Here is a 12,643-nt window from a genome sequence, read left to right as displayed (position 1 = left end):
AGGCGCGCCGAGCGCGGCGCGCCCCGCGCCGGCGCCACCCATGCCGCCACGACACCGCCTCCCCACCTCACGCTCCACCCGCCCGGGCCGGGGCGCCGCCGCCGCCGCGCTGCTCATGGCGCTGGGCCTGGCCGCCCAATGGCTGCCGCAGCCAGCGCGCGCCGCCGAGGCCCCCAGCGCAGCGACCGCCAGCACCGCGACCGCGCGCTTCGCCATCCAGGGCGGGCGCTTCCTGCTCGACGGCCGCCCCTTCGTGATCCGCTCGGGCGAGATGCACTACCCGCGCATCCCGCGCGCCGCCTGGCGCGAGCGCCTGCGCATGGCGCGCGCGATGGGGCTCAACACGGTGACGACCTACGCCTTCTGGTCTCAGCACGAGCCCGAGCCGGGCCAGTGGGACTTCAGCGGCAACCGGGACCTGCGCGCCTTCATCCGCACCGCCCAGGAAGAGGGGCTGCAGGTCATCCTGCGCCCCGGCCCCTATGTCTGCGCCGAGGTCGACTTCGGCGGCTTCCCGGCCTGGCTGCTGCGCACCCCCGGGCTGCGCGTGCGTTCGCTGGACCCGCGCTTCATGGCCGCCAGCGCGCGCTTCCTGCAGCGCCTGGGCGACGAGATCGGCGACCTGCAGAGCAGCCGCGGCGGCCCCATCCTGATGCTGCAGGTGGAGAACGAATACGGCTCCTTCGGCCAGGACCGCGACTACATGCAGGCCATGCTGGCGCAGATGCGCGGCGCCGGCTTCGACGCGCCCCTGTTCACCTCCGACGGCGGCAGCGAATCGCTGTTCGAGGGCGGCACCCTGCCGGGCGTCGCCGCGGTGGTCAACTTCGGCGGCGGGCTGGCCGATGCGCAGGCCTCGCTGCGCGCGCTGCGCGCCTGGCGGCCCGAAGGGCCGGCCATGGTCGGCGAATACTGGGCCGGCTGGTTCGACCACTGGGGCGAGCGGCACCATCGCAGCGACGCGCAGGCCAACGCCGACACGGTGGACTGGCTGCTGCGCGAGGGCGTGTCCTTCAACCTCTACATGTTCCACGGCGGCACCAGCTTCGGCTGGCTGGCCGGCGCCAACTATTCGGCCAGCGAGCCCTACCAACCCGACACCACCAGCTACGACTACGACGCCGCGCTGGACGAGGCCGGACGACCCTCGCCCAAGTTCCACGCGCTGCGCGCCGTGATCGCGCGCCATCTGTCGCCCGGCGAACGCCTGCCCGCGCTGCCGCCGGCGCCCGTGGTGCGCGCGCTGCCGGCGTTCGCGCTGCAGCCCGTGGGCACGCTCGTTGCGGTGCTGGACAGGCTCGCCAAACCCCAGGCCTCGCGCCGCGTGCGGCCCATGGAAGCCTTTGGTCAGAACCATGGCTACATCCTCTATCGCAAGCAGCTGGACGCGCCGGCGCGCGGCAAGCTGGTGCTCAGCGAGCTGCGCGACCACGCCGTCGTGATGGCCGACGGCCGCGTGATCGGCACGCTGGACCGCCGCCTGGGCCAGAACGCGCTGGCGCTGGACCTGCCCGCCGGCACGCGGCTGGACCTGCTCGTCGAGGCCATGGGACGCATCGGCTTCGGCTCCCGGCTGGTGGATGAGCACAAGGGCATCACCCGCTCGGTGCGCCTGAACGACCAGGAGCTGCTGGACTGGCAGGTCTACACGCTGCCGATGACGGGCCTGGAGCGCCTGGGACCGACGGACGCCGCGGCCCGCGCCGCGCCGCAGGGCCCGGGCTTCTGGCGTGGCACGCTGCAGCTGGCGCAGCCGGCCGACAGCTTCCTGGACACGCGCGGCTGGGGCAAGGGCCAGGTCTGGGTCAACGGCCAGCACCTGGGCCGCTTCTGGAACATCGGCCCGCAACAGAGCCTGTACCTGCCGGCCTCCTGGCTGCGCGCCGGCGCCAACGAGGTGCTGGTCTTCAGCACCCAGCCGCCCACGGGCGCGGCCCCCACGCTGCAAGGCCTGGCCGAGCCGCTCTACGAGACCCCCGACCGGCCCTGAACGCACCCCGCGCAAGCGCGGGGTGCGTCCCGGCGGCCGGACGCCCCGGAGCCGCGAGAATGCGCGCTCCATGCTGAAGAATGTGTTCTATGACGGGCTGGGGCTGAACGCCTGGCTCTTCCAGGCGGTCAACGGGATCCGCCATCCGCTGTGGGACGGCCTGATGCGCGCCGTCTCCGGGTCGGCCGACTACCGGCTGATCCCGCTGCTGCTGGCACTGCTCGCGGCCGGCGCGCTGGTGGCGCGGCGCCGCGTCGCCGGCCCCGTCGCGCAAGACCTGACCCTGGCGGCGCGCCAGCTGCTGCTGGGCTTCGTGCTCGCCGCGCTGGCCGTGGGCCTGCTCAAGGCCGGCATCGCACTGCCGCGGCCCTCCATGATGCTGCCGCCCGACGCGCTGCACCTGCTGGAGCCGCCCGAATCTCCATACAGCTTCCCCAGCGGCCACGCCGCCAGCGCGGCCCTGCTGGCCGGCTGGCTGTGGGGCTGGGCGCCCCCCGCCTGGCGGCCGCTGCTGCTGGTCTGGGCGACACTGGCAGCCGTGTCGCGCCTGAGCCTGGGCGTGCACTTCCCCGCCGACGTGGTCGCGGGCGCCGCGCTGGGCGGGGCCTGCGCCTGGCTCGCGCGCCGCCTGCTGGCGCCGCGGGCCGCGGCGCGCTGATCGACGAACCACCAAGGAGACAGGGATGAACTTCACCGAATCGCACCGTCCGGCCGCGCTGGCCCTGGCCGCGTTGCTGACCCTGGGCGCCGCCACCGCCGCGCGCGCCGACGCCGAGCCCCAGCGGCCGCTGGAGCGCCTGCCCTACACGCCCAGCCTGGATACCGAGGCGATGGACCGCAACGCCGATCCCTGCGAGGACCTCTACCAGTTCGCCTGCGGCGGCTGGATGCAGCGCAACCCCATCCCGGCGGACCAGTCGCGCTGGTCGGTGTACGCCAAGCTGGCCGATGAGAACCGCCGCTACCTGTGGGGCATCCTGGAAAAGCTGGCCGCCGGTGGCGCCGAGCGCACGCCCAGCCAGGCGCGCATCGGCGACTACTTCGCCGCCTGCATGGACGAGGACGCGGTGGAGCGCCGCGGCCTGGCGCCGCTGAAGCCCTGGCTCGCGCGCATCGACGCGCTGAGCCGCAAGGACCAGCTGCCCGAACTGCTCGCCGCGCTGCACCTGGCGCACAACAACGCGCGCTTCTTCTTCCGCTTCGGCGCCGGGCAGGACCTGGCCGACTCCAGCCGCGTCATCGCCTTCGCCTATGCCGGCGGGCTGAGCCTGCCCGACCGCTCCTACTACCTGGACCAGACGCCCAAGGCGCGCCAGATGCGCGCGCAGTTCCTCGACCACGTTGCGCGCAACTTCGAGCGTCTGGGCGACGAGCCCGCCGCGGCGCGGCGCCAGGCGCGCGAGGTGCTGGCGCAGGAGACGCGCCTGGCGCGCGCGTCGATGAGCCCGGTGGAGCAGCGCGACCCGTACAAGAGCTTCCACCCGATGGACGCGCGCGGCCTGCAGGCGCTCACCCCGGGCTTCGACTGGGGCGCCTACCAGCGCGCGCTGGGGCTGGAGGCGCCGCAGCGCTACAACGTCACCGAACCCGCCTTCTTCCGCGCGCTCGCCCGCCAGTGGCAAGACCTGACCCTGGCGCAGATCCGCAGCAGCCTGCGCTGGCAGCTGGTCAGCAGCCAGGCGCCGGCGCTGGACCGCGCGATGGTCCAGCTGCATTTCGACTTCTTCGGCCAGACCCTGCACGGCATCCCGCAGCTCAAGGCACGCTGGAAGCGCTGCGTCGAGGGCGTGGACCAGCAGCTGGGCGAGGACCTGGGGCGCGAGTTCGTCGAACGCAACTTCAGCCCCGAGCTGAAGGAGCAGACACTGCGCATGACGCAGCAGATCGAGCAGGCGATGGCGCAGCGCATCGCCGCGCTGGACTGGATGGGGCCGGACACCAAGAAGCGCGCGCAGGAGAAACTGCACGCCATCGTCAACAAGGTCGGCTACCCCGAGCGCTGGCGCGACTACGGCGCCTACCGGCTCGCGGCCGACGACCATGCCGGCAACGTCGAGCGCGGCCACGAGTTCGAGGCGCGCCGCCAGCTCGCCAAGATCGGCAAGCCGCTGGAGCGCGGCGAGTGGGGCATGACGCCGCAGACCGTCAATGCCTACTACGACGCGCAGATGAACGACATCAACTTCCCCGCCGGCGTGCTGCAGCCGCCGCTGTTCGACCCGAAGACGGACGACGGCCCCAACTACGGCAACACCGGCGGCACCATCGGCCACGAGTTGATCCATGGCTTCGACGACGAGGGCCGCCAGTTCGACGCCAAGGGCAACCTGCGCGACTGGTGGACCGCCAAGGACAACAAGGCCTTCGAGAAGCGCGCCGCCTGCGTCGCCGACCAGTACGCGCGCTACACCGTGGTCGACGACCTCAAGATCAACAGCAAGCTGACGCTGGGCGAGGACCTGGCCGACCTGGGCGGCCTGGTGCTGGCCTGGGCGGCCTGGCAGACCCAGGTGGCCGAGCTGAGCGCCCAGGGCAGGGCTCCGGCCGAGCGCGACGGGCTGACGCCGGCGCAGCGCTTCTTCGTCGGTTTCGCGCAATGGGACTGCAGCCACGCGCGGCCCGAGGCGCTGCGCGTCAGCGCGCGCACCGACCCGCATTCGCCGGGCCGCTACCGCATCAACGGCGTCGCGGTGAACATGCCCGAGTTCCAGCAAGCCTTCGCCTGCAAACCGGGGCAGAAGATGGTCAAGCCGGATGCGCAGCGCTGCCGCATCTGGTGATCGCCCATGCATGCCGGCTTCTTGATCCCGATCCATGGGGCCTGTCTTGGCTGGCACGGGCCGGCGGTGCCAAGATGAGGGCACGATGAACCTCCCCTGTCGCCGTCGTTCCCTGCTGGCGCTGCTGGCTGGCGCGCCTCTGCTGGCGCGCGCGCAGTCGCGCGCCGGCGAAATCCTGCTTGGCTCATCGGCCGCCTTCAGCGGGCCAGCCGCGCTGCTGGGGCAGCGCTATCACGCGGGCGCGCAGGCGCTGTTCGACCAGGTCAACCGCGGCGGCGGCATCGCCGGCGCGCGCATCCGCGTGCTGCGCCGCGACGACAGCTACGAGCCCGAGCGCGCCGAGGCCCACACGCGCGAGCTGAGCCAGGACTCCAGCCTGGTCGCGCTGTTCGGCTACGTGGGCACGCCCACCAGCCGCGTCGCGCTGGCCTATGCGCGGCGCGCGCGGCTGCCTTTCGTCGCGCCCTTCACCGGCGCCGATTTCCTGCGCGATCCGGCGCAGGTCCAGGTCTTCAACGTGCGCGCCGGCTACCGCGAGGAGGGCCAGGTGCTGGTGCGCGCGATGCGCGCGGCCAAGGTGCGCCGGCTCAATGTGCTCTACCAGGCCGACCTGTACGGCCGCGCCGGGCTGGAAGCGATACGCGCCGCGGTGGCGCCGGCCGGCATCGAGCTGGGCGCGGTGGCCACCGTGAAGCGCAACTCCACCGAGGTGGCCGCCGCGGTGCAGGCGCTGGTCGGCCGCAACCCGGCCGACGCAATCTTCATGGCCAGCACCTACGACAGCTGCGCCGCCTTCGTCCGCGAGGCGCGCGAGGCCGGCTTCCGCGGCCCCTTCTACGGCCTGTCCTTCACCGGGATGGAACCGCTGCGCCAGGCCCTGGGCCGGCAGATGCAGGGCGTCACGCTGTCGCAGGTGGTGCCGGACGCCCACGACGCCAGCCTGCCGGTGGTCGCCGCCTACCAGCGCGCGATGACGGAGGCCGGCGACCGCCAGTTCGACAGCATCAGCCTGGAGGGCTATCTGTCCGCGCGCGTGCTCGTGGAGGCCCTGCGCCGCGCGCCCGCGCCGGTCACCCGCGAAGGCCTGCAGCAGGCGCTGGAACAGCTGGGCGACCTGGACCTGGGCGGCTTCGCGCTGCGCTACGGCCCCGGCGCCCACCAGGGCAGCGACTTCGTCACACTGCAAGCGGGACGCTGAGCACCCGGCTGGCGCGCACGACCAGACGCGGGTCGCCGCGCAGCCAGTCCCGCGCGTCGCGCGGCGCGTCGCGCGGATCCAGGCCGTCGGCGGACACGGCGCCCACAAAGCCATCGCGTCCCAGCGCCTTGGCCGCGTAGAGCGCCGAATCGGCGAGGTTGAGGCTGCTCTGCCAGTCCCAGGCGCGCGGTCGGCGCAGGTCCAGCGGGAAGGCCGCGAAGCCGATGGACACGGTGACCTGCAGCCGGTGGCCGTCGCCGATGTCGAAAGGCTGCTCGCGCACCGCGGCGCAGACGCGCGCGGCGAGATCGGCGGCATCCTCGCGGCGCGTCTCGCGCACCAGCGCCAGCACCTCCTCGCCGCCCCAGCGCACCAGCGAATCGGTGTCGCGGAAGACCGCGCGCAGCCGTTGCGCCAGCTGGGTCAGCACCGCGTCGCCGGCGGCATGGCCATGGGTGTCGTTGATGCGCTTGAAGAGGTCCAGGTCCAGCAGCATCAGGACCAGGTCGCCGTCCAGGCCCGGCTCGCCGCCCGGCGGCTCGAAGCGGCGCAGGCACAGCCGCAGGTCGTCGCGCAGGCGCAGCTCCAGGTAGCGGCGGTTGCGCAGGCCGGTGAGGGTGTCGGTCAGGCTGGCCTCGCGCAGCTCGGCGGTGCGCGCCTCCACCTGGGCCTGCAGCTCGGCCTCGCGGCGACGCAGCACGCGGGTGCGCCAGCGCACCCAGGCCCAGACCGCGCCCAGCCCCAGCGCGACGGCGGCCAGCTGCGCCCACAGGGTCTGCCACCAGGCGGGCAGCAGCACCACCGGCAGGTCCAGCTCGGCCGGTTCGCCGACGGCCGGCTGCGCGGCCGCGCGCATCTGCAGCACATAGCGGCCCGGCCACAGCGGGCCGAAGCTGGGGCTGCGCGCGCTGGCGTCAGCGCTGGTCCATTCGTTGTCCAGGCCTTGCAGCCGGTACTGGTAGCGCAGCCGGCCGGGGTCGGCGTAGTCCAGCCCGGCGAACTCCACGCCCAGCGTGCGTGTGCCGGCGGGCAGGCGCAGCCCCTGCTGCAGGCCCTGCGGGTGGTAGGGCTGGCCGTTGACGCGCAGCGCGCTGATCACCAGCGGCACCGGCTGCGCGGTCGGCCGGTAGGCCTCGGGCTGCACACGCAGCAAGCCGCGGCTGCCGCCGAACAGCAGGCCGCCGCCGGGCAGTTCGGTGCTGGCGAAGAACCAGAAGCTGCCAAAGTCCGCGCCCTCGGCGGCGCCGAAGCTGTCCAGCCGGTCGGCGCGCGGATCGTAGACGGCCAGCTGGCTCCAGATGCGGCCCTGCGCGTCCTCGTGCAGGTTGCCGCCGAACACGCCTTCCTGGCCGTGGCGCTCGCCGACGCGCTCGAAGCGCGCCCGGCCCTGGCCGTCCCAGCCGCGCAGGCGGTGCAGGCCGCTGGCCGGCGTGTCCACCCACAGCGTGCCGTCGCGCGCGCGCAGCAGGCCCATCACGATGGGGCTGCCCAAGGCCTCGTCCGGCGCCTGCGCCACGGCCGCCAGCGCGCCGCCCTGTTCGCGGAACAGGCCCTGCTGGCCGCCCACCCAGAGCGCGCCGCCGGGTTCTTCAAGCAGCGCGTAAATGCCGCCGTGCAGCGCCTCGCCGCCGGCCAGCGTCACCCGGTCGACGGCCGCGGCGGCGGGACCGGCGAGCCGGTACAGCCCCTCCTGCATGCCCAACCACAGCTCGCCATTGGCGCGCACCAGCAGGCGCTGCGCGCGGCCGCCGTCCAGCGGCCAGTCGCGCAGCAGCCGGCCCTGGGCCGTGCGGTGCTCCAGCCGGCCGGCGGAGGCCAGCCAGACGCTGCCGTCGGTCGCCTCGGTCAGCGCGTCGACGATGGCGCCGCGCTCGCGCGGCCAGACGCCCAGCGTCGCCAGCTCGCGCCCGGGCCGGCCGTCCAGCCGCACGACGGGGCCGGCCTGGGTGGGCGCCAGCACCTCGCCATCGCGCCGCGCCAGCAGCGCGCGCACGTCGACCTCGGTCAGCGGCCCGGCGGCGTCGGGGCCGCGCACGGCCAACGCCGGATGATGGCGGTGGCGCTGCAGGCCCAGGCCGTAGCCCGTCACCCACATCGCGCCGCTGTGGTCGCGCAGCAGCCCGCTGACGTCATTGCCCGCCAGGCTGGTGGGCCGGCGCGCGTCGTGGCGCAGCCAGGCCTGCAGCCGGCCCTGCTCGGGGTCCACCCACAGCAGACCGACCTTGCTGCCCACCCACAGCAAGCCGTCCTCGGCCTGCGCCAGCGCCTGGATGGGCGCCTTCAGCCGCTGCACCCAGCGCACGCGGGCGCCGCCGTCCTGTTCCTCGACCACGCCCAGGTGACCGTCCTGCGTGCCCAGCCAGATCCGGCCGTCGCGCGTCTCGGTCAGCGCCAGCACCGGGCTGCCGCCGGGCGGCAGGTCCGGCAGCGCCAGCGATTCCCAGACACCCTCATGGCGGCGCGACAACCCGCGCCAGTGACCCGCCCAGACCGTGCCGTCGCGCCCCACGCGCAGCGCCAGCACGCGGGTCTCGGGCTCGCCCTGCCAGCGCAAATCCTGGGCTTCGAAGTGGCGCGTCGCCGGGTGATAGCGCTGCAGGCCCTGGCCCACGGTGCCCACCCAGATCGTGCCCTCGGCGTCCTCGGCCAGCGCGCGGATCGGCGCATGCGGCCCGGCCGCGCCACGCACGCTGCCCTGCGCCTCCACGCGCTCCTGCTCCGGGTCGAAGACCATCAGGCCGAGGAACTCCGTGCCTATCCACATGCGGCCATCGCGCGTGGGCGCCAGCGCGCGCACCCAGCCCAGGCTGCGCTGGGCCGGCGTCGGCCCCGCCTGCTCGATGGGGCGCAGGCGGTAGCCGTCGTAACGGGTCAGGCCGCGGCTGGTCGCCACCCAGATGAAGCCGGCGCGGTCCTGCGCCAGCGTGGGCACGGTGTTCTGGGGCACGGCCACGCTGCGGAACTGCACCTCCAGGCTCTGGCCCGCCGGATTCGCGTTCGCGGCAGCCACGCCCATCCACAACAGCAGCGCCAGGCCACGAAAGGGAAATCGCATAGGCGAGATCTTATTCAGCGCGCCACCCCTTCGCCGTCCGGGCGCCGCACGAACGATGGCCGGCGGCACCGCGCGGCGCCCGCGCGACAGCCCGGCAGCCCCGGGTAAGCGCGCTATTGACAAGCCCAGCTGGCTGCTGCGACAGTCCATGTAAACGTTTACATGGCGTCAGAAAGAACGAGGAGACATGGATTCAAGGTCTGCTGCCGCGTCCGGCTTTCCGCCCGGCTTCCTGTGGGGCTGCGCCACCTCGGCCTACCAGATCGAGGGCTCGCCGCGCGCCGATGGCGCCGGTGCCAGCATCTGGGACCGCTTCGTGCGCACGCCGGGCCGCGTGCTGGGCGGCGACACCGGCGACATCGCCTGTGACCACTACCGCCGCATGCGCGAGGACGTCGCGCTGATGCGCGAGCTGGGGCTCACCACCTACCGCTTCAGCATCGCCTGGGGCCGCGTGATGCCCGAGGGGCGCGGCCGCGTCAATGCCGCCGGCCTGGGCTTTTACGAGCGCCTGGTGGACGAACTGCTGCGCGCCGGCATCACGCCGATGGCGACGCTGTACCACTGGGACCTGCCGGCCGCGCTGGACGACCGCGGCGGCTGGCTGAACCCGGACATCGCCGACTGGTTTGCCGACTACGCCCAAGTCTGCTGGAGCGCGCTGGACGACCGCGTGCCGCTGTGGGCGACCATCAACGAACCCTGGGTGGTGGCCGACGGCGGCTACATGCACGGCGTGCTCGCGCCGGGCCACCGCAGCGCGCACGAGGCGGCGATTGCCGCCCACCGGCTGATGCAGTCGCATGCGCGCGCCGTGCAGGCCTACCGGGCGGTGGGCCGGCAGCAGATCGGGCTGGTGGTCAACATCGAACCCAAGCATGTGATGCCCGACGCCAGCGAGGCCGACCGCCATGCGCAGCGCCTGGCCGACGCCTACATGAACCGCCAGTACCTGGACCCGGCGCTGCTGGGCCGCTACCCGGAGGAGCTGCGCGAGGTCTTCGGCGCCGCCTGGCCGGACTGGTCGGATGCCGAGGTGGAGGCGCTGAAGGCGCCGGTGGACTTCCTCGGGCTGAACTACTACACCCGCGCGGTGGTGCGCCACGACGCGCAGGCCTGGCCGGTGCCCGCCAGCCCGGTGCGCCAGCCCGGCGCCATCTATACCGAGACCGGCTGGGAGCTGCATCCGCAAAGCCTCACCGACACCTTGCTGTGGATGAGCGAACGCTATGGCGGGCTGCCGCTGTACGTGACCGAGAACGGCGCCGCCTTCTACGACCCGCCCAAGCCGGTGGACGGCCGCGTCGACGACCCGCTGCGCGTGCACTACCTGCGCACCCACCTCGGCGCGGTGCGCGACGCGATCGCGCGCGGGGCCGACGTGCGCGGCTACTGCGCCTGGTCGCTGCTGGACAACCTGGAATGGGCGCTGGGCTTTGCCAAGCGCTTCGGGCTGGTCCATGTGGACTTCGAGACGCTGCAGCGCACGCCCAAGGCCAGCGCGCGCTTCTACGCCGACGTGATCGCCAGCCACGGCGCCGCGCTGGACCGCTGAAATGAGCCTGCAGCGCTGGCTGGTCGTGGACCTGGGCGGCACCAACATGCGCCTGGCGCTGGCCGAGCCCGGCGCCGACGGCCAGCCCCGGCTGCTGCACCTCCAGAGCCATGCGGCCGCGGGTTTCGCCAGCGCCGCCGAGGCCTGCCGCGCCTACCTGGACAGCTGCGGCGCGACGGTGCGCCACGCCCTGCTGTGCGTGGCCGGCCGGGTGCGCGGCCGCCGCGTGCAGATGACCAACCTGCCCTGGCTGGTCGACGCCGATGCGCTGCAGCGCGAGCTGGGACTGGAGCGCGTCGCACTGCTCAACGACCTGGCCGCCGCCGCCCATGCGCTGCCGCTGCTGCAGGAGGACGAGGCGCCGCTGCTGTGGCCCTGCGCGAACGCCGACGCGGCCGCCCCCGCGGCGCGGCGCCGCCACGCCGTGGTCGGCGCGGGCACCGGGCTGGGCATTGCGCTGGCCCTGGTGGAGGACGGCCAGGTGCAGGTGCTGGACACCGAGGGCGGCCAGGCCGCCTACGCGCCGGAGAACGAAGAGGAAGCCGCCGTCGCGCAGGCCTTGAGGCGGCGCTTCGACCGCGTCAGCTGGGAGCGCGTGGCCAGTGGCCCGGGGCTGGCGCATCTGTATGCCGCGCTGGCGGACGACGGCGCCGCTGGCGACGACTGCGCGCCCGAGGAGATCGTGCGGCGCGCCCGCGAGGGCCATGACGCGCGCGCCGAGCGGGCGCTGCGGCTGTTCGCGCAGGCGCTGGCCGCGGTCGCGGGCGACGCGGCGCTGATGCTGGGCGCCTGGGACGGCGTCTACCTGGTCGGCGGGCTGCCGCAGGCCACGCGGGCCTGGTTGGCCGATCCGGCCTTCCGCGCGCGCTTCGCGGCCAAGGGCAGTTTTTCGCAGGCGCTGGCGGAGGTGCCGGTGCGCCTGGTGACGCATGCGCAGCCGGTGCTGCTGGGCGCGGCCCGGGTGGCGCTGGCCGGCGGACGGGAGGAGGGGACCCGCAGGAGGGGCGCGCTAGCATCGCCTCCCCCGCCACTCAGGATGAGCCCCATGCCCGCCACGATCAAGGATGTCGCCCGCGCCGCCGGAGTCTCGGTGGCCACCGTGTCGCGCGCGCTCAATGGCGCGGACAACGTGCTGCCCGACACGCGCGAGCGCATCCTGCAACTCGCCCGCGAACTGCGCTATGCCCCGTCCGGCGCCGCGCGCAGCCTGATCACGCGGCGCACCGACACCATAGGTGCGCTGCTGCCCGACCTGCACGGCGAGTTCTTCTCCGAGCTGATCCGCGGCATCGACCAGGCGGCGCGCGCGCGCGGCCTGCACCTGCTGCTGTCCAGCTCCCACGGCGATGCCGAGGAAGCCGCCGCCGCGCTGCGCGCGATGAACGGCCGCGTGGACGGATTGCTGGTGATGTCGCCGCATGCCGACGAGGACGAGGACTTCCTCGCGCGCAACCTGCCCGCGGGCCTGCCCACCGTGCTGCTCAACTCCGGCGTGTCGCAGACCCAGCATCCCGCCTTCGTCGTCGACAACTTCGGCGGCGCGCGCGCGATGACCGAGCACCTGGTGGCGCAGGGCTTCCAGCGCATCGCCTTCCTCGGCGGCCCGGCCGGCAACTGGGAGGCGCGCGAGCGCCTGCGCGGCTACCGCGACGGCCTGCCCCCGGGCCGCCGCGCGCTGCTGCTGGACGGCGACTTCAGCGAGGACGGCGGCCGCCGCGCCGGCCGGGCGCTGGCGCTGCAGCAGCCGCCCGAGCGGCCCGACGTGCTCTTCTGCGCCAACGACATCATGGCCGTCGGCGCGCTGCAGGCGCTGACCGACGCCGGCCTGCGCGTGCCCGAGGACATCGCGCTGGCCGGCTTCGACGACATCCCCATCGCCCGCTATGTGCGCCCGGCGCTGACGACCGTGCGCGTGCCCATTGCCGCGCTGGGCGGGCAGGCGCTGGTGGCGCTGGCCGCGGAACTCGACACCGGATCCGACACCGACACCCACACGGCGCCCGCCGTGATGCCGGTGGCGCTGGTCGTGCGCGAGTCCTGCACACGGAGATCCCCGTAGAGCGAC

Annotated in this window: 7 protein-coding genes; 6 read left to right on the top strand and 1 reads right to left on the bottom strand. The window is 74.0% G+C overall.

The genetic code is table 11. From position 1 onward, the window contains the following. Positions 1-40 precede the first annotated feature (40 nt). The 4 genes from LZ017_RS05810 to LZ017_RS05795 all read left to right on the top strand — a co-directional run bounded on the left by LZ017_RS05810 (position 41) and on the right by LZ017_RS05795 (position 5,968). On the top strand, positions 41-1,990 hold the full coding sequence (locus LZ017_RS05810) for a beta-galactosidase (RefSeq protein WP_241299205.1): 1,950 nt from the start codon (positions 41-43) through the stop codon (positions 1,988-1,990). 70 nt (positions 1,991-2,060) lie between these two features. Next, positions 2,061-2,648 (top strand): phosphatase PAP2 family protein, encoded by a 588-nt coding sequence (locus LZ017_RS05805; protein WP_241299202.1) that lies wholly within the window; start codon positions 2,061-2,063, stop codon positions 2,646-2,648. Between the two features lie 25 nt (positions 2,649-2,673). Further along, a complete protein-coding gene (locus LZ017_RS05800; RefSeq protein ID WP_241299200.1) occupies positions 2,674-4,770 on the top strand; it encodes a M13 family metallopeptidase in 2,097 nt (698 codons plus the stop codon). A gap of 85 nt (positions 4,771-4,855) precedes the next feature. Next, on the top strand, positions 4,856-5,968 hold the full coding sequence (locus tag LZ017_RS05795) for an ABC transporter substrate-binding protein (protein WP_241299198.1): 1,113 nt from the start codon (positions 4,856-4,858) through the stop codon (positions 5,966-5,968). Here the strand turns inward: LZ017_RS05795 and LZ017_RS05790 are convergent. Next, positions 5,946-9,023 (bottom strand): two-component regulator propeller domain-containing protein, encoded by a 3,078-nt coding sequence (locus LZ017_RS05790; protein ID WP_241299196.1) that lies wholly within the window; start codon positions 9,021-9,023, stop codon positions 5,946-5,948. The genes LZ017_RS05795 and LZ017_RS05790 overlap by 23 nt on opposite strands. Before the next feature lie 187 nt (positions 9,024-9,210). On the opposite strand from LZ017_RS05790, the gene LZ017_RS05785 reads away from it, so the two are divergent. Together LZ017_RS05785 and LZ017_RS05780 are read left to right on the top strand one after the other, a co-directional pair. Then, positions 9,211-10,578 (top strand): GH1 family beta-glucosidase, encoded by a 1,368-nt coding sequence (locus tag LZ017_RS05785; RefSeq protein WP_241299194.1) that lies wholly within the window; start codon positions 9,211-9,213, stop codon positions 10,576-10,578. A gap of 1 nt (position 10,579) precedes the next feature. Continuing rightward, positions 10,580-12,637 carry a glucokinase gene (locus LZ017_RS05780; RefSeq protein WP_241299191.1) on the top strand — a complete coding sequence of 686 codons (2,058 nt, stop codon included), beginning with the start codon at positions 10,580-10,582 and terminating at the stop codon, positions 12,635-12,637. The last annotated feature ends 6 nt before the right edge of the window (positions 12,638-12,643 follow it).

The organism is Pelomonas sp. CA6, from assembly GCF_022549225.1.
GTDB lineage: Bacteria > Pseudomonadota > Gammaproteobacteria > Burkholderiales > Burkholderiaceae_C > Roseateles.
Note: the sequence above shows the minus strand (reverse complement) of the source record. Positions and strands in the feature narration are given on the sequence as shown.